Consider the following 22,720-nt stretch of genomic DNA (forward strand, 5'->3'; position numbering starts at 1 on the left):
GGGCGGGCGGTCGGAGATCGAGATGGGTCGAAAGGCATTGAGGGGGATCGCGGCTGATGTCGCCGCGTCATTCATCAGCCGCAACAACGACGCCGATGGTTATTGGGCCATCGGCAAACTTCACGCGCACGCACGAGAGCACTCTACGGCCAAAATCCTGATTGACTTATCAGGCCAGTTATCAGGTACGTTGTCGGAATTCGCTTCGATAGCCGCCAAATACCGGTCAATGATCGAAACTCAAACTGCCGCAAAGGGTCTTCGGGTTTGTTCTAGCCAAATTGAAATTGAGTTCGATCTCCCGAAAACCAGGCAGTGCTCGGCGGACGAAACCGGATACACGTGCGCTGTGATGATCGTTGACGACCGAGGACAAGCTTGGATTCGCAAGGTCTACGGCTGTTCTCACCCGCACGATCCAAAACGAGAGCGACGCAGTTCGCGAGCTAAAAGCGAAGCTGAAGCCCGATGATCCGTAGCTATGATCATCTCAGCGGGGCCCTGGTCCGATATGGACTAATTGTCCGCGGCGGCTTCAATTTCGTCGATGGCGAAGACGTTCCCCTAGGCTCATCAGGCGTCCCAGCCAGGTCGGTGCTGCTGGTCGGGCAGGCGGGCGCGGCGCCGTGGCCGCACTTCCTGCGGTGGCGTGAGAAGCAGCCACCGTCCGCCATCAATCCGCTCGACACATGGTCGCGCGCGGTCATCGGCGCCGTTGCCGACGATTTCGGCGCGCGCGCTGTGTCGCCTTCGGACCGCCCGTATCTGCCGTTCCAGCGATGGGCGATGCGGGCCGAGGGGCTGAAACCGTCGCCGCTGGGGATCCTGATGCATCCGAAATATGGGCTCTGGCACGCCTATCGCGGCGCATTGCTGTTCGATCGGGAGATCGCGACCCCCGAAGCTGACGCAGCGATTCACCTTTGCGACGCATGCATCGAAAAACCCTGCCTAAAGTCCTGTCCAGTCGGCGCCTATTCGGTGGACGGCTTCGCGCACCAGGCGTGCCTGGCGCATGTGCGCGGCACGGATGGTGCGCCTTGCCGTGCCGGCGGCTGCCTCGACCGCAACGCCTGTCCCTACGGCGCTGAGCATCGCTATCCGGCCCATGTCCAGGCTTTCCACATGGCGGCGTTCGCCGGAGTATAGGCATTCCTCCGAACCGCACGGAAACTTGACCGAGATCGGCAGGTTGCGGCTTGCCCTGGCGGGCGGCGCGGATATCTATCGCCTGGCAACCGGCGGAGCGCGCAATGACGAAGCAGGACATCGAGATCAAGACCCTGGACGGCACGGCGAAGGCACGGCTGTTTCGTCCAGCCTCGCCCGCCAGGGCCGGCATCATCATCTACATGGATATTTTCGGTCCGCGTCCGGTGCTCGACCAGATGGCCGAGCGCCTCGCGGGGCATGGCTATGCCGTGCTGGTGCCCGATCTCTTCTACCGCTATGCGCCGTATGGCCCGTTCGATCCCAAAACCGCCTTTGCCGAGGCAAAGACCAAGGCCCTGCTGTTGATGCTGAGCGGCGGCACGACGCAGGGCATGACCATCCGCGACGGCAGCGCCTTCCTCGATGCTCTGGCCGCCGAGAGGATCGCCGGACCTGTTGGTGTCGTCGGCTATTGCATGGGCGGCGCGCGGGCGCTCAACGCCGCCGCGACCTATCCCGACAGGATCCGGGCCGCCGCCAGTTTCCATGGCGGCAACCTCGCCAGCGATGCCGCCGACAGTCCGCACCGCAAGGCGGCTTCCATCAAGGCGCGCATCTATGTCGGTATGGCGGGCGTCGACCGGAGCTTTCCGCCGGAACAGTCGACGAGGCTGGAAGAGGCGCTGCGGAATGCTGAAGTCGACCACACGATCGAGAATTATGTCGGCATGGCGCATGGCTGGTGTGTGCCCGACCATAGTGTCTTCAATGCAGCCGGTGCCGAGCGGCATTGGAAGCGATTGACGGATTTGTTCGCCGAAACGCTGGTCTGAGCCTTCGCCACCCTGTTGGCCGCGCGCCACATTGGAGGTATCAGGCGGATGACCGGCTCGCCCGCTAAAGCGGCGCGGGTCATGCGGGAACGATCAGCCTGATGCAATCCTATGATGTCGTGATCATTGGCGCCGGCGCCGCCGGATTGATGTGCGCCGTGGAGGCCGCCAAGCGCGGCCGTTCGGTGCTCATCCTCGATCATGCGGCGGCACCTGGCGAAAAGATCCGCATCTCCGGCGGCGGTCGGTGCAATTTCACCAACATCCATGCGAGCCCGAAGAATTTCATCTCGAGGAATCCGCATTTCTGCATCTCGGCGCTCAGCCGCTATACGCAGCGCGACTTCATTGCGCTCGTCGAACGCTACGGCATTGCCTATCACGAGAAGACACTGGGGCAGCTGTTTTGTGACGGCTCGGCGCGCCAGATCATCGACATGCTGGTCTCGGAAATGCAGGGCAGGGGCGCCGAGCTGGTATTGTCGACTTCCGTCGAGACCGTCAGCAAAACCGAGGAAGGATTTGAACTCAGGCTTTCCACCGGCTCGGTCTCTTGCCGGTCCTTGGTGGTGGCCTGTGGCGGCAAGTCGATCCCCAAGATGGGCGCGACGGGCTTCGGCTACGAACTTGCCGATCGGTTTGGCCTTGCCGTCGTCGAAACACGGCCTGCCCTGGTGCCGCTGACCTTCGATGCAAAAACGCTCGAGCGGCTTTCGCCCCTGGCCGGGAACGCCGTCGACGCCGAGATTGCCTGCGGCAGGGCGCGGTTTTCCGAGGCGATGCTGTTCACGCATCGCGGCGTAAGCGGGCCATCCATCCTGCAAATCTCCTCCTACTGGCGCGAGGGTGATGAAATCCGCATCGCCATGCTGCCGGGCACGGATGTGGCTGAGCTCGTCCGCGTCGCCAAGCGCGGCAATGGCCGGCAAGCGGTGCAGACGGTGCTGGCAAATCACTTGCCGAAACGGCTTGCCCAGGCGATAGCCGAGCGAACCGGGCTCGACGGCAATCTTGCCGATCTTTCCGAGGCCCAGATCAAAACCATCGAGGCCGCGGTCAACGACTGGCGCATCAAGCCAGCCGGGTCAGAGGGCTACCGTACGGCGGAAGTGACGCTCGGCGGGGTGGACACCAACGGGCTCGACCAGAAGACCATGCGGGCGAAATCGATACCTGGTCTGTTCTTCATCGGCGAGGTCGTCGACGTCACCGGCTGGCTCGGCGGCTATAATTTCCAGTGGGCATGGTCGTCGGGCTGGGCGGCGGGCCAGGCGTGTTGATATTCAGGTGAGGCCGGCCTGACCTGAATCTCAACCTGCCCCTAGCTGCAAAAGGCCCTGTTCGAAAAAAATCTTTCCATCACCCCAAGGATTAGCCATTAGCCTTCGTCCAACAGGCAAATGATGGCGATGATGCTGGATGAGAGCGAAGCCTCCGACGCCGAACTGATCGGACGGGCGAAGGGCGGAGACAGGGGGGCCTTCGGCAAATTGCTGGAGCGTCACTACGACTTCGTCTATCGCGCCGCCTATCGCTGGTGCGGCAGGAAGGCCGATGCCGAAGACATCGCCCAGGAAGTCTGCGTCCGGCTCGGCAAGACGATCCGCGATTATCGCGGCGGCGGTGCGTTCACGACATGGCTTTATACCATGACGATGAACGCCGCGCGCGATATGATGCGCAAGACCGCGCGCGAGACGGTCAAGACCGAGGCCTATGGCGTCCATGCGCTGATTTCGGGTGAGGCCCCGGCCGAGAGCGAAGACCCTGCCGAAGCGCTGTGGGCGGCGGTGCGGCAATTGCCGGACAAGCAGCGCGATGCCGTGATGCTTGTCTATGGCGAAGGCTTGAGCCACGCGGCCGCCGCCGAGGCGATGGCGATCTCGGAGACGACGGTTTCCTGGCACATCCATGAAGCGAAGAAACGGCTGAAGACGTTGATGCGTTCAGCCGGGGAAGTGTGACCATGGTCGACGACAACGAACTCAGAAAGCTGCGTGACGCAGCAATACCCGCACCCGGCGAGAGCGCGAAGGCGCGTGCCTTCGAGGCCGCCCTGCGCGCCTACGACCAGGAAAATATTTCTGCTGTCACCCAAGGATCGGCCGGCGGCCTTCGTCTCACAGAGCGAGCACAAAAGCTCTGGAGCGAGATCATGCAAAAGAAACTCATTGCCACGCCGGCCCTTGCCGGGCTCGTCGCCCTGCCGATCGCCGGATACGCCACCTTCCATATGCTGAGGGAACAGCCGCCCAAATTTGGCGGCGACCAGAAGATCACCGAAACGCTGGCCGACAAGCCGGCTACCGTGAAGCCGACCACCGCCGAGCCGAAGCAGGCCCCGACGGAACTGGCGAAAGACAAGAAGGCCGACGCGGATGTGGAAAGCCGCGATGCCAGCGACGCGCTTGCGCCACCAGCCTCGCCGCCGCAGCCGCAGACGACTGCCGCAGGCGGCGTGGCGCAGCAGGACGGACGCACGCGTGACGTGACGCCGAATGAGGCCCCGGCAACGGTCAACGAACCCGAGTCGGCCACTTTGCGGGCTTACAAGCCAGCGCCGGCCCCGACAGGCGAGTTCGCGGTCGACGGCACGACAAGCGCGCCGTCGCGGGTTGCCCGCATGCCGGCTGCCGAATCCAAGCTGATGGCGCCGCAGCCGACCGCACCGGCGGATCAGATCGCGCCGCAAGAGGAAAACCGCAACCGCATCGAGGACTTCAAGACCAATCCGGTGCATGCGGCCCTGCAAGACCCGGTCTCGACCTTCTCGATCGATGTCGACACCGCCTCCTATTCCTTCGTGCGCCGTTCGCTGAAGGAAGGGTCGGTGCCGCAGGCCGACACGGTCCGGGTCGAGGAGATGATCAATTACTTCCCCTATGACTGGAAGGGGCCGGACTCGGCATCGACGCCGTTCAACTCGACCGTCAGCGTCATGCCGACGCCGTGGAACGAGCACACCAAGCTGATGCATGTCGCCATCAAAGGGTTCGACATCAAGCCGACCGAGCAGCCGAAGGCCAATCTGGTCTTCCTGATCGATGTCTCGGGCTCGATGGACGAGCCGGACAAGCTGCCGCTGCTCAAATCGGCATTCCGCCTGCTGGTCAGCAAGCTGAAGGCCGACGACACGATCTCCATCGTCACCTATGCCGGAGAGGCCGGCACCGTGCTGATGCCGACCAAGGCGGCCGAAAAGGACAAGATCCTCAACGCCATCGACAATCTGACGCCCGGCGGTTCGACGGCCGGCGAGGCCGGCATCAAGGAGGCCTACAAGCTTGCCCAGCAATCCTTCGTCAAGGATGGCGTCAACCGGGTGATGCTGGCCACCGATGGCGACTTCAATGTCGGCCAGAGCGACGACGATGATCTGAAGCGCCTGATCGAACAGGAGCGCAAGTCGGGTGTCTTCCTGTCGGTGTTCGGCTTCGGCCACGACAATCTGAACGACCAGATGATGCAGACCATCGCACAGAACGGCAACGGCACCGCCGCCTATATCGACACGCTGGCCGAGGCGGAGAAGGTGCTGGTCGAGGATGCCTCCTCGACCCTGTTCCCGATCGCCAAGGATGTGAAGATCCAGGTCGAGTTCAATCCGGACAAGGTCTCGGAATATCGCCTGATCGGCTACGAAACCCGGGCGCTCAACCGCGAGGATTTCAACAATGATCGCGTCGACGCCGGCGATATCGGCTCGGGCCATTCGGTCACCGCGATCTATGAGATCACGCCCAAAGGCAGTGGCGGCGAGCAGATCGATCCGCTGCGCTATGGTCAGGCCACGGTCAACAATGGCGGCGTTGCCAATGCGGACGAATATGCCTTCGTCAAGATACGCTACAAGCTGCCCAACGAGGACGTCTCGAAGCTGATCACCACGCCGGTGACCTCTGCCAACGAGGTGGCTTCCTTCGACCAGGCGAGCACCGACCAGCGTTTCTCCGTCGCGGTGGCGGCCTTCGGCCAGAAGCTGCGCGACGAGGATGCGACCGCGAAGCTCGGCTACGACAAGATCATGGAGATTGCCACTGCCGCCCGAGGAGCCGACCCGTTTGGGTACAGGTCCGAGTTCCTTTCGCTTGTGCGCCTTGCCTCGGCGCTGGGCGGTAACCGGTAGTGGCGATGAAGGCCGGCTTCTTTCAGATGATGGGATCGTTCTGATAGCCGGCCCACGGGCGGGTGAGGCAGGCCGGCGAGGGATACTTTCCCTTGCCGGCCTTTTTTTCGGATCTGTTGATATTCAGGTGATGCCGGCCTGCAAACAGTGGCTTCCTGCGCTTCCGGTGCTCACGTACTTAAGTACGCCCCCTGCGCTTCCGGTGCTCACGTACTTAAGTACGCTCCGCTCCGGTTCTCGAAAGTCACTGTTTTCGGCTCGGCCTGACCTGAATCTCAACAGATCCTAGGGCAGCGCGCCGGATCGTTAAATTGCGCTGCATTTCCGGTACCGGATAGCAATTTCCTCTCGCTACACCGGTCATGTCTAAGGCTTGAGGGAGCCGGAATTGCAGATCAGAACCATCGCCAACTCGACTCCGCCGGCACGGGATGCTTCGGCGGTTTCATCAGCCCCGTCAGCCGAATCCAGACGCATCAGCGATGATGTCGCGCAGGCGCGTCACACCGCCATGTCGGCGCTGACCAATGACCGCTTCCGCGCCATGCTGGAGCAGATTACCGATCCGGGCGCATCGGGTGTGCTGGCGACAATGCGCGGCGACAATGTCGTCGATTTCAGGTCGGCGCAGTCGAGCTACGCCGACAACAGCGAATAGCCGCAAAAGAAATCGCGTCAGGCCCGGCCGCGCCGCCGCTCGCGGCGGGCTTCGCTGGTCTCGGCGGTGTTTGCCGTCGCCACCTTGTTGCGCATCGGACCGATGCGCTCGACGATCTTTTCGACCGTCGGACGATCCGCCTTGGTATGGGCGTCGAGCGCCTTGCGCATCGCGGCCAGATGCTGAAACGAGGTGCCGCAGCAGCCGCCGATGATTTTGGCTCCACCATCCACGGCGAGCCGGACATAGTCGGCCATCAATTCGGGCGTGCCGGAATAGTGGATTTCGGTGCCACGGAATTCGGGGATGCCGCAATTGCCCTTGACGATGACGGTCGCCTCCGGCTTCGCCTGCGTCATATCGAGCAGCGAAGCCAGGATGTCGGAGGCGCCGACGCCGCAATTGGCGCCAACGCCGAGCGGCGCCTGCGACAGGCCGTCGGCGACGCCGTGGATATCTTTCGGCGGCAGGCCCATCATGGTGCGGCCGGCGGTATCGAACGACCCGGTATAGGTGTAGGGCAGGCCGACGCGGATGGCGGCTTCGGCGGCGGCGCGGATCTCGTCGGGCGCCGACATGGTCTCGATCCAGGCGACTTCGGCGCCACCTTCCTTGAGGCCGTCGATCTGCTCGGCGAAGGCGTCGACCGCCTCGTCATAGGTCATGGCGCCAAGCGGCACCAGCAATTCGCCGGTCGGGCCGACCGAACCAGCAACGATCACTTTGCGGCCGGCCTTGTCGGCGACAGCGCGGGCGATCTCGGCGGCGCGTTTGTTCAGCGCATGGACGCGGTCCTGCGCATGATGCAGCTTCAGCCGGTGGCGGGTGCCGCCGAAGGAGTTGGTCAGGATGATGTCGGCGCCGGCGTCGACGAAATTCTGGTGCAGGCTGGTGATGGTGTCGGGCGCCGTTTCGTTCAGCAGTTCCGGCGCCTCGCCGGCCTCCAGCCCCATGGCGAACAGATTGGTGCCGGTAGCGCCATCGGCCAGCAGCACGCCCTTTTCAGCCAGCAGGGCTTCGATCGGATTGCTCGTCGTCATCGGATTGGCTTTCATGTCTTGTAATTCGAACATGCCCGGGAATTCGAACATGGAAATTCGAATAAGGATATAAAGAAGTCTTTATGTCTAGTCAATGAAATTGCGATGCTGAGCGCGTTCAGGCTGAGCCTGATGCGAACGACATGCCGGCCAGGTTGCGGGCGAAGGCGGCCGCTTCGTGCGGGTTGATGTCGGCGGCACGGATCAGATTGTCGAAATGCTGTGTCAGCGCCTGGACCGGCTGCGTGGCGTTCAGCACCACATACATGTCTCCCACATAGATGGCGGCGCGATAAGGACCGAAGATGGTGAGCGGGATGGAATAGCGCATGCGGCCGTCATAGAGGAACAGGCGGAAGGTCGGATAGAGGTCGTCGAGCAGCGTCGCCATATGGGCAAGTTGCTGCTGGCGGTCGGCTGCCGGGAAACGGTCCCACACCCCGAGGCCGCGGGCGAAGATCTCCAGCGTGTGGCGCGGCATGCAGACTTCCATGTCGGTTTCCGGACGCCGGTTGTATTCGATGCGGTATTGCGTCTCGCTGGCCTGCGCCAGGCGGCTCCTGTTGGTGATGTTGGCCTCGTAGTCGACGAGCGCGCGGGTGCGCAGGAGATCGGGAATGCCGGCCGGCACATAACGGATCTTGGTGCCAGCGGCTTCGGCGAACCATTTGGCGAGCAGCGTGCGGTCGAAGCCATCGGGCGCTTCCTCGATCTCAAGGCTCTCGCGGATTTCGCCGGTCACCCCTTCGTCCTGGCTCAAGCCCAGCAACCAGTCCAGCGACACCTTGAATTCGGCGGCTATGTTGAGCAGCGTTTCGGCTCGCGGCAGGCGTGTCGACGCGCCCGACATCAGCTGCGACAGCGCCGACCGATCGATGCCGACCGCTGACGCGAACGCCGACTGATTGAGATCCGAGCGTGTCAGGAGGAGCTTCAGACGCTCCCGAAAGATCGTCGACAGATCGCGCTTGTCCATGGCCTTGCTCCCGTCTTCCGGAGGAAAAATTTGCGCCGAAGCCCCTGCAGCAGGGCTCCCAGGCGTAAATGAATCCCTAAGATTGTTTACAATGTACAACATATGCAGTCAAAAATGCGCAATCGCAACATTTTGTGCACTTTGTCGCGTTGAGTGGAATCACTTCTCCTGACACAATGCTGTCAGGAACCATTTGGGGTTCCGGCGACTGAGGGACAGTGGTCGATAGCATGGCAAGCATACCAGGCAAGAGCATCCGTCGAAGCAGCAAACCGGCCATCGAATGGCCGACCGTGGTCCTCACTTTCTTCTGCTACGGCACATGGTTCGCCGCCGGCCTCTTCCTCTGGCCATCCTATCCCATCCTGGCCCTTATCGTCATGGCCGTTACATTGGCTCTGCAGTCCTCGATCATGCATGAGGTGCTTCATGGTCACCCGACCCGCAACGCTTTGGTCAATGAGGCCTTCGTCTTCCTGCCGATCGGTCTTGCGTGGCCGTTCCGCCGCTTCAAGACCATTCACCTGCGCCACCATGCGGACGAGCGCCTGACCGATCCGCTGGACGATCCCGAGAGCTATTACCAGGCGCTCTGGATGCACGAAGAAATGCCGCCGCTGATGAAATTCGTGCTGAAGGTCAACAACACCATGGCTGGTCGTCTGGTGCTCGGCCCGTGGCTGTCCTGCATCGGCTTCTTCATCGACGATGCCAAGCATGTGATTGCCGGCGACAAGGCGATCCGCAAGGCCTGGCTGCTGCATGCGATCGGCCTTGCCGTGGTGCTGCCGGTCGTGCAGTTCGGGTTCGGCATGCCGGTTTGGCTGTATGTGCTGGTGCCGGTGTGGCTCGGCCAGTCGCTGATCTCGATCCGCACCTATGCCGAGCATCAGTGGTCGGAGCATCCGGAAGGCCGCACGGTGATCGTCGAGCGCTCGCCGCTGTCGTTCCTGTTCCTCAACAACAATCTGCACTTCGTCCATCACAAGAGCCCGACGATCGCCTGGTACCGGCTGCCGAAGCTGTTTCGTGACCGGCGCGAGGAATGGCTGCGGATGAACAATGGCTATGCCTACCCGAACTATTTCGCGCTGCTCAAATCCTATGCCTTCAAGGCCAAGGAGCCGATCGTGCATCCGGTGCTGCGGCGTGCGCCCGAGCCAGGCAGGGCGTTCAAGCCGCGCGTCAGGGCGCGCAACATCAATGGACTTGGCACGGTGCCGGTCCCGGCCGAGCCACCCAAGGAATAGGATCCGCCGATAGGGTGGATGCCGTGTCGGCCAATTCTGATTGGGCGCCGCGTTTTTGCGAACTTTTTTCGAGGCATGTGGTTTGATATCGGCATGAGCGAATTGATTGCGGCGTTGCCGATGTACGACTGGCCCGAAGTGCGCGACGAGGTCGACGCGCAATGGGCGTCGTTGCGCGATGCTTTCCGGCCTAGGGGTATCGATGCGCCGCAATCCATCGTGCGGCGCAACGCTGACCTGCCCGCCGTGCCAGGCGGTATCCACGACGCCCAGGGGGGGCTGATCGCTCCGGATCCGGCGACCCTGCCGCCGGACGAGCTCGATTTCCACAAGCTCTGGCTGCATCCGGCGCTGCTGTTCGCGCAGACCTGTTGGGGGCCGATGGAACTCGGTTTGTCCCGGCATGTGCAGGTGGTCGGCCAGCCAAGCTATGACGCCTATGAGGGCGGACAGGGCGAGCTCTATTCGAGCGCGCTGGTGATGCGCTCGGGCGAGGGGCCGGAGGTTCGGTCACCCGCCGACGGCAAGGCCTTGCTGCCGCTCGATCTCATCCGAGGCAAGCGCTTCACCTTCAACAGCCTCGATTCCATGTCGGGCATCATCGCGCTGACGCGCGACCTGGAAGCGGTCGGCGAAAACCTGGACATCTTTTCATCGCGTGGCGAAAGCGGCGGCCATCGCGACTCGATCGTGGCGGTCGCCGAAGGCATGGCGGATGTCGCCGCGCTCGATTGCGAAAGCTGGGCGCTGGCACAACGCTTCGAGCCGGCGGCGCGCAAGGTCGTGATCGTCGGCTGGACAGCACGGCGCAAAGGTCTGCCGTTCATCACCGCGAAAACGACGCCGGAAAAGACCGTGCGCGCGATGCGCGAGGCGCTTGGCGGCCTAGCCGAGCAGCCGCTGATCCAACGGGTAGGTTGAAAGTTTTTCGTTGCCGGTCTCGGTGATCAGGATCTGCTCCTCGATCTTGACGCCTTCGCCGCCGCCGAGCCGGCCGATATAGCTCTCCACGCACAGCACCATGCCTGGTTCCAGCACACCGTCGGGCGTATCGGATGTCCAGTCGCTGGCATGCGGCAAGGTCGGGTATTCGTCGGCAAGTCCGACGCCGTGGTAGAGAACGCCGTAGCGGGTCGGGAAGCAGTCTCCTGGCGGCACTGCTGAGCGTTCGACAAGGTCGCGGAAGGAGATGCCGGGCTGCATCAGTGCCGTGTTGTGTTCGATCTGATCGGCGGCGATGCGGAACAGGTCGCGCTGTTTGTTGGTCGGCTTTATATCGCCGCAGAGCCAGGTGCGTGAGAGATCGGCGCAGAAGCCGTAGGGGCCGATCAGGTCGGTGTCGAAGGCGACAAGATCGCCTGATACAATGATCCGCGACGAGCATTCCTGGAACCACGGATTGGTGCGCGGTCCCGATGTCAGCAGCCGCGTTTCGATCCATTCGCCGCCGCGCGCGATGTTGCCGCGATGCAGTTCGGCCCACAATTCGTTCTCGGAGATGCCGGGCTTCAACGCCTGTTCCATCTCGCCCATTGCCGCCTCGCAGGCGACAATGGCGCGGCGCATGGCAAGGATTTCGTCCGGTGATTTGATCAGCCGGGCATTTTCCATCACGGCTTCGCCATTGCCGAGGGAGATACCAAGGCGGTGGAGCTCTTCGACGCCTTCCGGATTGATGTGGTCGACGGCGATGCGGTTGTTGCCGCCGCCGTGCTCCCTGACCAGATCGGCGATGGCGGCGGCCCAGCGGCGGACTTTCTGCTCGGTCAGTTCGCCGCCATAGAGATACATCCATGAAATGGCGGGGCGGACTTCATCGACGACACCGGAGTGGTCGGAAAGATGCTCGCAGGAAAAGTAGTCGAACAGAACCACCGGCCCGTCGGTGGCGACGAAGCAATGCCGCGTCGGATTGTGCGCCACCCAGAGCTGCATGTTGGTGCTGTCGGTCGCATAGCGGATATTGACCGGGTCGTAGAGCAGGGCGCCGGCATAGCCGCGGCGCTTCAGCTCGGCGCGAATGCGGTCGAGCCGATATTGCCGCATGGCGGGCAGGTCGGGAGCGGCAATGTCTGCCGCGGCCCATTCCGCTTCAGCCACCGCGCCATAACCCAGCACATGCTGGTTGAGCCCAGCGGCCTTCTGTCGTGAGGCGTCGCGCAGCGCCTCGATCGAGCCTGATACAAAAGGCATGATCTTGCGGTGGCGGCCGAAGCTTCCCTTTGGCGCCGCGCTGTCCATGGCGAAACCTCAGCTCCGCATCTTCTCGCCACTCGGGTCGAAGGGCGCCTCGACATTGATGCGGGCCGGACGCCGGTGACCGAGGATCTCGATCTCGAACAGGCCGGCACTTTCATCCTCGGCGAGTGCCGCCGGCACATAGCCTTGCGCCATCGATTTCTGCACGTAATGCGCATAGCCGCCCGACGTCACCCAGCCGACCACGCGCCAGTCGCCGTCGACGATGCCGCGCACGGCGGACGCGCCTTCGGCGGCCTTTGAACCGCGTATTTCCTTGCCTGAAGTGTCGAAGCGCGGCGCGCCGTAGCCATGCGGCTTCTCGACGGTGCCGTAATCCTTGCTGACCTTGGCCCAGATCGGCTCGTCGCCCATCACGTCGGCATCGGCCGCGTCGACGATGAAGGAGACGCGGCGCAGTTTTGGACCTTCCGCCTGTTCCTTGGCGGCGGCGTCGCGGCCGATGAAGTCGTTCTTCTCTAGCTTGATGAAACGGTCCATCGAACCTTCGAACGGGCCGTAGATCGGCCGCAGCTCGCGGAACCAGGTCGGGAAGTTCTTTTCCAGGCGCATGGACAGCAAGGCGCGCATGCCGAAATCGACCAGGCCGAATTCCTCGCCCGCTTCCTTGATCGCCTTATAGACCAGGCGCTCGTAGGCCGGCGCCATCCAGATTTCATAGCCGAGGTCGCCGGTGTAGGTGATGCGGTTGACCAGGCACGGTGCGCCGCCGACCGCCATTTCGCGGAAATCCATGAAGCGGAACGCCTTGGTCGAAATGTCGACATCGACCAGCTTCTGCAGGAGGTCACGCGACTTCGGCCCGGCAATCGACAGGCCGACCAGCGTCTGGTCGAAGCGATGGATGCGCACCGAACCATCCTTCGGCAGATGCTTTTCGAACCAGCGCATGTGGTACTTCTGCGCGGCCGACGACCCCCAGATCATGAAGCGGTCTTCACCGGCCTTGGCGATGGTGAAGTCGCCGATCAGCTTGCCGAATTCGTTGATCATCGGCGTCAGCACGATGCGGCCGGTCTTCGGCATGCGGTTGGTCATCAGCCGGTTGAGGAACTCTTCCGCACCCGGCCCCGATACTTCGTATTTGGCGAAGTTGGCGATTTCGGTGACGCCGACCCTTTCACGGGTGGCGCGCACTTCCTCGCCGATCGGCCCAAAATCGTTGGAGCGGTGGAAGGAGACGATGTCCTTCGGCTCCTTGCCCTTAGGCGCGAACCAGAGCGGGGTTTCGAGGCCCCACGAGTCGCCCATGACGGCGTTGTTGGTGAGCATGGTGTCGTAGAGCGGCGTCGTCTGGGCCGGGCGGGCGGCCGGCAGTTCCTCGTTGGGGAAGCGGATCGAGAAGCGGCGCGAATAGTTTTCGCGAACCTTGGCATTGGTGTAGCGCAGGCCGGCCCACTCGCCGAAGCGGGCGACATCCATGCCCCAGACGTCGAAGCCCGGATCGCCATGGACCATCCAATTGGAGAGAGCGAGGCCGACGCCGCCGCCCTGGCTGAAGCCGGCCATAACGGCGCAGGCGCACCAGAAATTGGTCAGGCCCTGCACCGGGCCGACCAGCGGGTTTCCGTCGAGCGCGAAGGTGAAGGGGCCGTTGATGATCTGCTTGATGCCGGCCTTTTCGATACCGGGGAAATGCTTGAAGCCGATTTCGAGCGACGGCGCGATGCGGTCGAGATCGGGCGGCAGCAGTTCATGGCCGAAATCCCACGGTGTGTTGACCGGCGACCACGGCTTGCAGGCCTTCTCGTAAGTGCCGAGCAGGATGCCGTTGCGTTCCTGGCGGGTGTAGATCTCGCCCTTGAAGTCAAGCACTCCGATCATTTCGCGGCCGGTCGACTTGTTGAATTCCTCGACCTCCGGCATCGGCTCGGTCAGGAGATACATGTGCTCCATGGCCAGCACCGGCAGCTCGACGCCGACCATGCGGCCGATCTCGCGCGCCCACAGGCCACCGCAGTTGACGACATGTTCAGCGTGAACCGTGCCCTGTTCGGTGACGACGTTCCAGGTGCCGTCCGGCTGCTGCGTCAGGTCGACGACGCGGTTGCGCAGCACGATCTCGGCGCCGAGTTTCTTGGCCGCCTTGGAGTAGGCGATGGTGGTGCCGGAGGGGTCGAGATGGCCTTCGACCGGATCCCACATCGCGCCGATGAAATTGGTCTCGTCCATCAGCGGGAACATCGCCTTGGCCTCGGACGGCGTGATCAGCTCGGTGTCCATGCCGAGATAGCGGCCCTTGGCGTGGGCCAGCCGCAGGAAATCCATGCGCTCGGGCGTATCAGCCATCATCACGCCGCCGGTCAGGTGCAGCGAGCAGGATTGGCCCGAAATCTCCTCGATCTCCTTGTAGAGCTGGACGGTGTAGGCCTGGAGCTTGGCGACGTTCGGATCGCCGTTCAGCGTATGAAAGCCGCCCGCCGCGTGCCAGGACGAGCCCGAGGTCAGCTCGGACCGCTCGATCAGCATGATGTCGGTCCAGCCGGCCTTGGCCAGGTGATAGAGCACGGAGCAGCCGACGACACCACCGCCGATGACAACCGCTTTTACATGAGATTTCATGAAGATAGGTCCGTTTTTGAAGAGATTGAATCGAATGAGTGGGGCGTGAAAACAAGGCGGAGGTCGGATGCAGCCGTGTTTTCGGCGAGCCTTCCATCAAGCGCGGCAAGGATGGTTTCACAGACGGAAGTACGTTGTTTCAGGACATCATGGTTCCAGACACGCAGGATCGAATAGCCTTGGGGGCGCATGAAATCGTCGCGGCGACGGTCATAGGGGCTGTCGGCGTGTCGGTGGCCGTCGACCTCAACGACAAGCCATTTTTCGCGGCAGGCGAAGTCTGCAAAGAAGGGGCCGATGGAAAACTGACGGGTAAAGCGATGGCCGCCAAGCTTGCGCGCCTTCAGCTCAAGCCAAAGCAATGCTTCCGCCTGATTGCCGGCTTGCCGGAGTTTTCGTGCTCGCGGGGTCGTGCCTGCTTTTCGGCGGCTGCGCGTTGCGTGACCGGCTTCCCCCACTCCGTCGCCGCTTCGCGGCGCCACCTCTCCCCACTCCGGAGGGAGAGGAAGGGAGCCAGCCGGCATAAGCTCGCGCCTTTCCTCTCCCCCGTCGATCGGGGGAGAGGTGTCGAGCGAAGCTCGACGGAGTGGGGGTCGACCGTTCATCAGCAATATAGATCAAAAATCGGTCGGTGCGCCGCCTTCGGCGGTGCGCTTCTGGACGAAGGCGTTGAGTTCCTCGCGGATCGCCGGGTCCATGTAAGGCTCCTCATAGGACGCCAGCCGCTCCTTCCAGACCTTGTTGGCCTTTTCCAGCGCTGTCGGCGAGCCGGCTTCGGCCCAGGTCTCGAAATTGCGCCAGTCGGACAGGATGGGCGAATAGAAGGCGGTCTTGTAACGATCCTGCGTGTGCTGGGTGCCGAAGAAGTGGCCGCCGGGGCCTACCGACTGGATGGCGTCGAAGCCGAGCGCCTCTTCGGAGAGGTCGAGCGGGGTCAGGAATTCTGCCACCATCTGCAACAGGTCGATGTCCAGAATGGTCTTCTCGTAGGAGCAGCGCAGGCCACCTTCCAGCCAGCCTGCGGCGTGCATCATCAGATTGCCGCCGCCCTGGATGGCACCCCACAGCGAGAACACGCTTTCATAGGCTGCCTGCGCGTCGACCGTGTTGGCCGCGCAGGTGTTGGAGGTGCGGTAGGGAATGTTGTAGCGGCGGGCAAGCTGGCCACCGACGAGTTGCGCCTTCATGTATTCGGGCGTGCCGAATGCCGGTGACCCGGATTTCATGTCGACATTGGAAGTGAAGCCGCCATAGCCGACCGGCGCGCCCTTGCGCACCATCTGGGCGAAAGCAATGCCCGACAGCGCCTCGGCGTTCTGCTGCACCAGCGCGCCGGCAATGGTGACGGGCGCCATGGCGCCCGACAGGGTGAAGGGCGTGACGATGACGACCTGGCCCTTGCTCGACATCTGGATGATGCCTTCCATCATCGGCACGTCGAGCTTGAGCGGTGAATTGGTGTTGATGATGGTGAAGACGGACGGCTCCGCGAGCAGTTGCTCGTGGCTGATGCCGCGCGCGATGCGGGTGATCTCGATGCCGTCGACATTGCGCTCCTTGCCGAGCGAATAGATGTGGAACACCTTGTCGGTCAGCGTTGCGAGGTCGCGGATGCATTCGAGGTGGCGGACCGACGGGTGGATATCGGTCGGCTCGACCGGATAGCCGCCCGTGCAGTTCAGGATGTTGTGCATCTGGGCCAGCCGCAGGAAATTGCGATAATCCTGCTGGTTGCCCGGTCGGCGGCCACGATCGATGTCGGAGCAATTGGGTGCCGAGGCCATCATCGAAATGATGAGATTGTCGCCGCCGAAGCGCAAATTGTGCGCGGGATTGCGGGCATGAATGGTGAATTCGGACGGGCAGTTCGACACCAGATCGAGGATCATGTCGCTGTCGAAGCGCACCCGCTCAGAGCCCTCGCGGACATCGGCGCCATGCGCCTTCATGATGCGGCGGGCTTCGTCGTGCAGCACATCGACACCGATTTCCCTGAGCACGCGCAGGGAGGCGAGGTGGATCGATTCGAGTTCGTCCTCGGAAACCAGCTTGGTCGGCGTCAGTGGATTTTTCAGTTGGCGGAAAGCTGGCTGCTCGAAGGCGGCCGAGCCTCCGGCGCGCTTGCCGGCGCGACCGCCACGGCGGGCACGGTCGGGTGCCAAAGCCGGCTCTGAGGGTTGTAGGGCGGCGGTCATGATGGTCCTCGTAGGATGCGATAACGGGCGGCATAATGGACCGGCGCCCGTCCGGCCATTGCGGAGGCGGCGACCACTAGGGCGAGGGAAGCGACATGCCCGGACGGCAACCGCGCTGCCGCGACATTCGCCTGATCATTCATCCCTTGGCGCAAGCGGATTTTCCTCGGCGGCCCTTTCTTTCCCTGGATCGAGCCAGTAGCTGGTGAGCCTGTCGCCGGGGAGGTCAGCCGGCGCCTCACATGGAATGACAGCATGGTCGCAACCGGCTCGAGCGAAGGCGAAGCGGGAACGCAGTGGGCAGCGCTCGCCGGCGTCACCGCCGCGCTGGCCATGTTCGGAGCGGCGCAAGGGCTGAGTTCGCCGCTGTTCACGCTGCTGATGCAGAAGCAAGGCATGTCGCCAGGCCTGATCGGCCTGTCGGCGGCGATGATGCCGCTCGGGCTGATCCTGTCGGCTTCCTTCGTGCCGGCGGCGGTTCGGCTGGTCGGTGCGCGAAACCTGGCAGTCGGATGCTCGCTGATCGGAGCGCTGTGCTTCCTGGGCATCGGCTATCTGCAGAACTGGTTGGCCTGGTACGTCATCCGCTTCATCATCGGGGTGGTCATCAATCCGCTCTACATCCTTGGCGAGGTGTGGGCGCTGTCGCTGGCGCCGCCGTCGCGACGCGGGCGCGTCATGGGCGTGTTCAACACGCTGATGGGAGCCGGCTATTCGGCGGGTCCGTTCACCCTGACCTTTGTCGGCATAGAGGGATGGGGGCCTTTCAGCGTCGGCATTGGCGGCTTTGTACTTTGCGCGGTCATCCTGCGTCTCGTCTCCTCGAAGCTTGCCGGCTTTGAGGATGACGGCCAGCCGGCAGGAAGTTTTGTGGGTTTTGCCCGGCTGGCGCCGGCGCTGCTTCTGGCCGTGCTGGTCTCGGCTGCCGTCCAGCAGAGCACCTATGCGCTGGTCCCGGTCTTCGGCGCCGGCTATGGCCTGCCCGAGGCCGTGCTGGCTGCTTTGGTGATGGCGCTGTCGCTTGGCAACATCCTTTTGCAGATACCGCTTGGCCTGCTCGCCGAACGCTTCGGCGGCCGGCCGATGATCCTGGCCTGTGCGGTGGCGACGACCACTTGCGCTGTCCTGCTGCCGCTGCTGATCACCACACCGCTGATCTGGGGCGTGCTTCTGGTAATGGGCGCGGTCGGCTACGGCGTCTATACGATGGCGCTCGTCGAACTCGGCAGCCGCTTCGGGGGCTCGCTGCTGGTCACCGGCAATGCGGCTTTCGCCTTGCTGTGGGGCGTCGGCGGCATCGTCGGTCCGCCGGGCGCGGGCCTGCTGATGCAAGCGATCGGACCACTGGGATTGCCGACCGTAATCATTGGCCTCGACGCTTTGCTGGTCGCCTTCGCGCTCTATAGATCGGCCCGCCGCGGAGGCTCCTGACAAGGTTTGGCTGGAGCCGCGCGTCGGTTCGGGCCGCAGGGCTTACCGCCATCGGGCCGAACCGCTAAGTCTGCAACCGCGACGGCACTGGGGATCATGGACTTGGTGGACACCAAAAGCGACGAGAGGATGCAGTGGGCGGCGATCACCGGTGTGATCGCGACCGTGTCCGTGTTCGCCATCGCGCAGGGCCTGTCCTATCCGCTTTTGAGCTTCATCCTGCAGCGCCAGGGCGTCTCGCCAGCGATGATCGGCCTGTCGGCGGCAATGACCCCTGTCGGCTTCATCCTGTCATCGCCGCTGATACCTGGCCTGGCGCGCCGGTTCGGGGCAGGGCGCACGGCGCTCACCTGCGCCGCATTCTCGGCTATCGTGCTGGCGTTGATCGGCTGGACGCAGAACGTCTATCTCTGGTTTCCGCTGCGCTTCCTGATCGGCGTGGTGACCAACCCGCTCTATGTGCTCAGTGAAATCTGGGTGATCGCGCTGGCACCGCCGGCCCGGCGCGGCCGCATCATGGGTCTCTATTCGACGATCATTTCCGCCGGCTTCGCGACCGGGCCGCTTTGCCTGCTTGCCGTCGGCACGGAAGGCTGGCCGCCATTCCTTGTCGGGATTGGCGCCTTCGTGCTGTGCGGCTTTTGCCTGGCGTCGGTTCTGCCGCAGCTGCCCAGGGTGGACGAGGCCGGGCATCGGGTTTCGGTGATGGGTTTCATGCCGCTTGCCTGGCTGCTTCTGTCGGCGGTGGTCGTGGCCGCCGGCTTCGAGCAGGCGGCGCTGGCGCTGCTGCCTGTCTATGGCACGCATCATGGCATCGCGGAGGCGCGCATGTCGGCGCTGCTGGCGGTCATGATTGCCGGCAACATTGCCATGCAGGTGCCGCTTGGCCTGCTGGCCGAGCGGCTGACGGCCCGCCTGGTACGTTTCCTCTGCGTCTTGCTGACGCTGGGCGGCTGTGTGCTGCTGCCGCTGCTGATCGAAACCCCGCTGATATGGCCCTGCGTCTTCGTCTGGGGCGCGGTGTCCTACGGCATCTACACGATGTCGATCATCGAGCTCGGCGAGCGCTTTACCGGCTCGGCGCTGGTTGCCGGCAATGCGGCATTCTCGCTGATGTGGGGCGTCGGCGGCATTCTGGTCCCGCCGCTTACCGGTGGCATGATGGATGTGCTTGGCGCGGGTGGCCTGCCGGCCACGCTTGGCGCGATCTGCGCCACGCTGGCGCTGGCGACGCTTATTCGAAGACGGGTTGTGTAGCATCGGGGTATCGGGATGCTCAAATCCCTGGTCCCGGTTTGCTCGCCAGCCTGAAAATGGCCCAGAGGTCACAGTCGGCATGGCGTTCTTCGGGATGCATCCTGCGCGGCGAATCCCGAATCTCCACGGCTCGATCGAAGTCATCAATCAGCCCGACCCTGGACAGCTCTGCATTTGCAAACACGTCTGGGAAGCCACCGCAATTGGTCAAAGCGCTGACGCCGACAGCCTGATCCATCAGGTCATAGCCCATGAAGGTGAACCCGTCCCAACCAAGCGATCGTACGTCTGCCGGAGGCCTTCGGATGACGCCAAGGATGTTGAAGTTGGCGGGATCGCCCAATTCCGAGAGCAGGAAGTCCAGGTCGACAAAGAAATCGAGCATGTTGTCTTCGTTGACGATGTGAGGCCAGTAGTTGTCCTTGATCTGCGGGAGCGCAACCGGGCAAAGCATTCCGTCGAGCGTAACGACTTCGGTCAACTGGGTGAGGCCCGACCACTCGATGTATTCCCTCCACCCGCTTCCGTGGAATGGGCTGAACTTCTCGGTTGCGATGTGAAGATGTTGCATGCCGGCTGCCTGCTCTGAACAGCTGTCGCGTCCGCGAACCGTTTTACGTGTTCCCGTTGAATGTCGGTAGCGTCATGCCGATGTTTGTGGCACCGAGCCTGATGAATTTTTCGGAGACCCGCATGACCAATTCGATCGCACAAAGGCAGCCAGGGCCAGTTGACGAGACGCAAGATCCCTTTCTCTGGCTGGAGGACAGGACCAGCAAACAATCGCTCGACTGGGTTCACCAGCAGAATGAGGTGACGGTGGCGCAATTGCAGGGCGATCCGTCCTATCAGGCGTCGTTCCAGACGGCACTCGACCTGATGACGGCCGAGGACAATATCGCGGTCGGCGCGGCAATCGCGGGCCATGTCTACAATTTCTGGCAGGACAAGACCAATGCGCTCGGCCTGTGGCGGCGCACGACAGTCGCTTCCTACAAGACCGACAAGCCCGAATGGGAAACGATCATCGACTTCGACCAACTGGCGGCGAAGGAGGGGATAAAGTGGGTGTTCGGCGGCGCTGTCAGACTCTACCCCGATTTCAACCGCTGCCTGGTCTCGATGTCGCCCGATGGCGGTGATGCCAGTGCAATGCGCGAGTTCGACATCGCGGCCAAGTCCTTCGTCGAAGGCGGTTTTCAGGCGTCGGCCTCGAAATCGGGCTTCGGCTGGCTGGATGAGGACACGGTCATCGTCTCGGCCGCGTTCGAAGAGGCCGACAAGACAGAGTCCGGATATCCGCGCGTGGTCAAGCTCTGGAAGCGCGGCACCAGGCTGGAAGAGGCAACCCCGATCTTCGAGGGAAAGACCGAGGATCTCGCCGTTGGCGCCGGCGTCGAGTTCGACGGCGAGAAGCGCCATCTGTTTCTGGCGCGGACACTCAACTTCTTCGCATCGCACAGTTTCCTGCGCCTCCCTTCGGGCGAGAACCGCCGCATCCCGCTGCCCGACGACGTTACCGACACCGCGCTCTTCAGGGATCAGCTGGTGTTCGGGGTGCGCACTCCGTGGACGGCGCCGGACGGCACCGCATGCCAGCCGGACGGGCTTTATTCGCTCGACTTCGCGTATTGGATCGAAACTGGCGGTTTTGGCGCCATCGAGACCTTGCTGGCGCCGGCGCATCGCGTCTCGATTGCCGGGCTCGCCAGAACGCAGGACCGCCTGTTCATCAACCTGATGGACAATGTCCGCGGCAAAGTTATCGTCTGCGAGCGCAAGGATGGCGCCTGGTCGCTGAAGCCTGTCGCGCTGCCTGAAAACGGCACTGTCGGCATCAGCCATGCAGAGCATTTCGGCTCCACCGTGTCCTTTTCCTTCACCGATTTCCTCACGCCAAGCTCGATCATCTGGTCCGATGACGATGGCGAGACGCTGGCCACCGTGAAGTCGCAGCCGGCCCGCTTCGATGCCTCGCCGCTGATCTCGGAACAGTTCGAGGCACGATCGAAGGACGGCACGATGATCCCTTACTTCGTCGTCAGGCGGCGGGACCAGAACGGGCCGGTGCCGACGCTGCTCTATGGCTATGGCGGCTTCGAAGTGCCGCTCTTGCCTGGCTATGCCGGCGTGCGCGGCAGGCTGTGGCTGGAGAAAGGCAATGCCTATGTGCAGGCCTGCATTCGCGGTGGTGGCGAATTCGGACCTGGCTGGCACCAGGCGGCGCTGAAAGGCAAGCGCCAGAACGGCTTCGACGACTTTGCCGCGGTGGCCGAGGATGTCGTCAGGCGCGGTATTGCGACAGCCCAATCGCTCGGCATTCAGGGCGGCTCCAACGGCGGCCTGCTGACCGGCGCTTCCCTGACACAGCATCCCGAGCTTTTCGGCGCCGTCATCATCGAGGTGCCGCTGCTCGACATGCTGCGCTACACCGAATTGCCGCCGGGCGCTTCGTGGATGGCCGAATATGGCGATCCGTCAAAGCCGGAAGATGCCCAGTGGCTTTCGGCCTATTCGCCCTATCAACATGTCAAGGCGGATGCCGCCTATCCGCCGGTACTCTTGACCACCTCGACCGCCGACGACCGGGTCCACCCCGGCCACGCGCGCAAGATGGCGGCCCGCCTGCTGGAGGCCGGACATGGCAAAACGCTGTTCTTCGAGGAGACCGAAGGCGGACATGGCGGGCGCGGCGACCGCCGGCCGCAGGCGGCGCAGACGGCGATGAAGTATGTGTTTCTGCAGCGGGCGCTGAGCGGCGAAGCCTGATCTCATTCCAGCACCACTTGAGCAAAGGGTGGTTCACCTCGACCGCCCTTTGCTCTAAGGTACCTTCATGGCTCTCGCTAGACTATCAGCTCGTGCGTTTCGGGTCGCGGTGACACCGTCATCGCGCACGCTGCGCGCCGAGCTTTTGCGGCTGTGCGCCCGTATCGGTTATTCGCCACCTGCCGTCCTCTGACGAATTCGCCCCGGCGCCG

The 22,720-nt window shown here is 63.1% G+C and carries 19 protein-coding genes; 12 read left to right on the forward strand and 7 right to left on the reverse strand.

The annotated features are described in order from the left end of the window. The first annotated feature begins 22 nt into the window (after positions 1 to 22). From EN861_RS27175 to EN861_RS35585, 7 genes are all read left to right on the forward strand, one after another. Positions 23 to 472, forward strand: a complete 450-nt coding sequence (locus EN861_RS27175; protein WP_127278060.1) for a hypothetical protein — start codon at positions 23 to 25, stop codon at positions 470 to 472. Next, positions 469 to 1,149 carry a 4Fe-4S dicluster domain-containing protein gene (locus tag EN861_RS27180; RefSeq protein ID WP_127278061.1) on the forward strand — a complete coding sequence of 227 codons (681 nt, stop codon included), beginning with the start codon at positions 469 to 471 and terminating at the stop codon, positions 1,147 to 1,149. The genes EN861_RS27175 and EN861_RS27180 overlap by 4 nt, the downstream gene beginning before the upstream one ends. 104 nt (positions 1,150 to 1,253) lie before the next feature. Then, positions 1,254 to 1,985, forward strand: coding sequence for a dienelactone hydrolase family protein (locus EN861_RS27185; protein ID WP_135866722.1), 732 nt, complete (start codon positions 1,254 to 1,256; stop codon positions 1,983 to 1,985). A 101-nt stretch (positions 1,986 to 2,086) separates the two neighbouring features. Next, entirely contained in the window at positions 2,087 to 3,265 is a 1,179-nt protein-coding gene (locus EN861_RS27190; protein WP_135866724.1) for an NAD(P)/FAD-dependent oxidoreductase, read from the forward strand. Between the two features lie 123 nt (positions 3,266 to 3,388). Then, a complete protein-coding gene (locus EN861_RS27195; RefSeq protein WP_135866726.1) occupies positions 3,389 to 3,949 on the forward strand; it encodes an RNA polymerase sigma factor in 561 nt (186 codons plus the stop codon). Between the two features lie 2 nt (positions 3,950 to 3,951). Continuing rightward, entirely contained in the window at positions 3,952 to 6,111 is a 2,160-nt protein-coding gene (locus tag EN861_RS27200) for a VWA domain-containing protein (RefSeq protein ID WP_135866728.1), read from the forward strand. Between the two features lie 388 nt (positions 6,112 to 6,499). Then, positions 6,500 to 6,769, forward strand: coding sequence for a hypothetical protein (locus tag EN861_RS35585; RefSeq protein WP_167531374.1), 270 nt, complete (start codon positions 6,500 to 6,502; stop codon positions 6,767 to 6,769). Between the two features lie 17 nt (positions 6,770 to 6,786). Here EN861_RS35585 and bmt read toward each other — a convergent pair whose 3' ends face one another. Both bmt and EN861_RS27220 read right to left on the reverse strand, forming a co-directional pair. Further along, entirely contained in the window at positions 6,787 to 7,809 is a 1,023-nt protein-coding gene (gene bmt / locus EN861_RS27215) for a betaine--homocysteine S-methyltransferase (RefSeq protein WP_189343755.1), read from the reverse strand. 118 nt (positions 7,810 to 7,927) lie between these two features. Continuing rightward, positions 7,928 to 8,785, reverse strand: a complete 858-nt coding sequence (locus tag EN861_RS27220) for a helix-turn-helix transcriptional regulator (protein WP_127280234.1) — start codon at positions 8,783 to 8,785, stop codon at positions 7,928 to 7,930. A 230-nt stretch (positions 8,786 to 9,015) separates the two neighbouring features. Here EN861_RS27220 and EN861_RS27225 point away from each other — a divergent pair, with 230 nt between their 5' ends. Then, the gene (locus tag EN861_RS27225) at positions 9,016 to 10,035 is read left to right on the forward strand and encodes a fatty acid desaturase (protein WP_189343746.1); all 1,020 of its coding nucleotides are present in this window, start codon (positions 9,016 to 9,018) and stop codon (positions 10,033 to 10,035) included. 93 nt (positions 10,036 to 10,128) lie between these two features. Further along, positions 10,129 to 10,956 (forward strand): PhnD/SsuA/transferrin family substrate-binding protein, encoded by an 828-nt coding sequence (locus EN861_RS27230; protein ID WP_135866730.1) that lies wholly within the window; start codon positions 10,129 to 10,131, stop codon positions 10,954 to 10,956. On the opposite strand, the gene EN861_RS27235 is transcribed toward EN861_RS27230, so the two are convergent. The 4 genes from EN861_RS27235 to EN861_RS27250 form a co-directional block, all read right to left on the reverse strand. Further along, positions 10,921 to 12,276, reverse strand: a complete 1,356-nt coding sequence (locus tag EN861_RS27235; RefSeq protein ID WP_135866732.1) for a Xaa-Pro peptidase family protein — start codon at positions 12,274 to 12,276, stop codon at positions 10,921 to 10,923. The two genes, EN861_RS27230 and EN861_RS27235, sit on opposite strands and share 36 nt — an antisense overlap. Positions 12,277 to 12,285: 9 nt before the next feature. Beyond that, positions 12,286 to 14,856 carry an FAD-dependent oxidoreductase gene (locus EN861_RS27240; protein ID WP_135866734.1) on the reverse strand — a complete coding sequence of 857 codons (2,571 nt, stop codon included), beginning with the start codon at positions 14,854 to 14,856 and terminating at the stop codon, positions 12,286 to 12,288. Continuing rightward, entirely contained in the window at positions 14,853 to 15,338 is a 486-nt protein-coding gene (locus EN861_RS27245) for a DUF559 domain-containing protein (RefSeq protein WP_135866736.1), read from the reverse strand. Before EN861_RS27245 ends, EN861_RS27240 begins: the two co-directional genes overlap by 4 nt. A 135-nt stretch (positions 15,339 to 15,473) precedes the next feature. After that, a complete protein-coding gene (locus EN861_RS27250) occupies positions 15,474 to 17,051 on the reverse strand; it encodes a trimethylamine methyltransferase family protein (protein WP_127278737.1) in 1,578 nt (525 codons plus the stop codon). A 255-nt stretch (positions 17,052 to 17,306) separates the two neighbouring features. Between EN861_RS27250 and EN861_RS27255 the strand changes: the two genes are divergently transcribed. Together EN861_RS27255 and EN861_RS27260 are read left to right on the forward strand one after the other, a co-directional pair. Further along, positions 17,307 to 18,482, forward strand: coding sequence for an MFS transporter (locus EN861_RS27255; RefSeq protein ID WP_127278736.1), 1,176 nt, complete (start codon positions 17,307 to 17,309; stop codon positions 18,480 to 18,482). Between the two features lie 96 nt (positions 18,483 to 18,578). Then, positions 18,579 to 19,739 (forward strand): MFS transporter, encoded by a 1,161-nt coding sequence (locus tag EN861_RS27260; RefSeq protein ID WP_135866738.1) that lies wholly within the window; start codon positions 18,579 to 18,581, stop codon positions 19,737 to 19,739. A gap of 19 nt (positions 19,740 to 19,758) precedes the next feature. Here EN861_RS27260 and EN861_RS27265 read toward each other — a convergent pair whose 3' ends face one another. After that, positions 19,759 to 20,310, reverse strand: a complete 552-nt coding sequence (locus EN861_RS27265; protein ID WP_135866740.1) for a hypothetical protein — start codon at positions 20,308 to 20,310, stop codon at positions 19,759 to 19,761. A 122-nt stretch (positions 20,311 to 20,432) separates the two neighbouring features. Between EN861_RS27265 and EN861_RS27270 the strand changes: the two genes are divergently transcribed. After that, positions 20,433 to 22,508, forward strand: coding sequence for a prolyl oligopeptidase family protein (locus EN861_RS27270; protein WP_135866742.1), 2,076 nt, complete (start codon positions 20,433 to 20,435; stop codon positions 22,506 to 22,508). Positions 22,509 to 22,720 lie beyond the last annotated feature (212 nt).

The organism is Mesorhizobium sp. M8A.F.Ca.ET.218.01.1.1 (genome assembly GCF_004791165.1).
GTDB lineage: Bacteria > Pseudomonadota > Alphaproteobacteria > Rhizobiales > Rhizobiaceae > Mesorhizobium.

What these genes read in the sequence shown, in the direction of transcription:
- EN861_RS27175 (WP_127278060.1), top strand. Translation starts at nt 23, where the DNA reads ATGGGTCGAAAGGCATTGAGGGGGATCGCGGCTGATGTCGCCGCGTCA.
- EN861_RS27180 (WP_127278061.1), top strand. Translation starts at nt 469, where the DNA reads ATGATCCGTAGCTATGATCATCTCAGCGGGGCCCTGGTCCGATATGGA.
- EN861_RS27185 (WP_135866722.1), top strand. Translation starts at nt 1,254, where the DNA reads ATGACGAAGCAGGACATCGAGATCAAGACCCTGGACGGCACGGCGAAG.
- EN861_RS27190 (WP_135866724.1), top strand. Translation starts at nt 2,087, where the DNA reads ATGCAATCCTATGATGTCGTGATCATTGGCGCCGGCGCCGCCGGATTG.
- EN861_RS27195 (WP_135866726.1), top strand. Translation starts at nt 3,389, where the DNA reads ATGGCGATGATGCTGGATGAGAGCGAAGCCTCCGACGCCGAACTGATC.
- EN861_RS27200 (WP_135866728.1), top strand. Translation starts at nt 3,952, where the DNA reads ATGGTCGACGACAACGAACTCAGAAAGCTGCGTGACGCAGCAATACCC.
- bmt (WP_189343755.1), bottom strand. Translation starts at nt 7,809, where the DNA reads ATGACGACGAGCAATCCGATCGAAGCCCTGCTGGCTGAAAAGGGCGTG.
- EN861_RS27220 (WP_127280234.1), bottom strand. Translation starts at nt 8,785, where the DNA reads ATGGACAAGCGCGATCTGTCGACGATCTTTCGGGAGCGTCTGAAGCTC.
- EN861_RS27225 (WP_189343746.1), top strand. Translation starts at nt 9,016, where the DNA reads ATGGCAAGCATACCAGGCAAGAGCATCCGTCGAAGCAGCAAACCGGCC.
- EN861_RS27230 (WP_135866730.1), top strand. Translation starts at nt 10,129, where the DNA reads ATGAGCGAATTGATTGCGGCGTTGCCGATGTACGACTGGCCCGAAGTG.
- EN861_RS27235 (WP_135866732.1), bottom strand. Translation starts at nt 12,276, where the DNA reads ATGGACAGCGCGGCGCCAAAGGGAAGCTTCGGCCGCCACCGCAAGATC.
- EN861_RS27240 (WP_135866734.1), bottom strand. Translation starts at nt 14,856, where the DNA reads ATGAAATCTCATGTAAAAGCGGTTGTCATCGGCGGTGGTGTCGTCGGC.
- EN861_RS27250 (WP_127278737.1), bottom strand. Translation starts at nt 17,051, where the DNA reads ATGACCGCCGCCCTACAACCCTCAGAGCCGGCTTTGGCACCCGACCGT.
- EN861_RS27255 (WP_127278736.1), top strand. Translation starts at nt 17,307, where the DNA reads ATGGTCGCAACCGGCTCGAGCGAAGGCGAAGCGGGAACGCAGTGGGCA.
- EN861_RS27260 (WP_135866738.1), top strand. Translation starts at nt 18,579, where the DNA reads ATGGACTTGGTGGACACCAAAAGCGACGAGAGGATGCAGTGGGCGGCG.
- EN861_RS27265 (WP_135866740.1), bottom strand. Translation starts at nt 20,310, where the DNA reads ATGCAACATCTTCACATCGCAACCGAGAAGTTCAGCCCATTCCACGGA.
- EN861_RS27270 (WP_135866742.1), top strand. Translation starts at nt 20,433, where the DNA reads ATGACCAATTCGATCGCACAAAGGCAGCCAGGGCCAGTTGACGAGACG.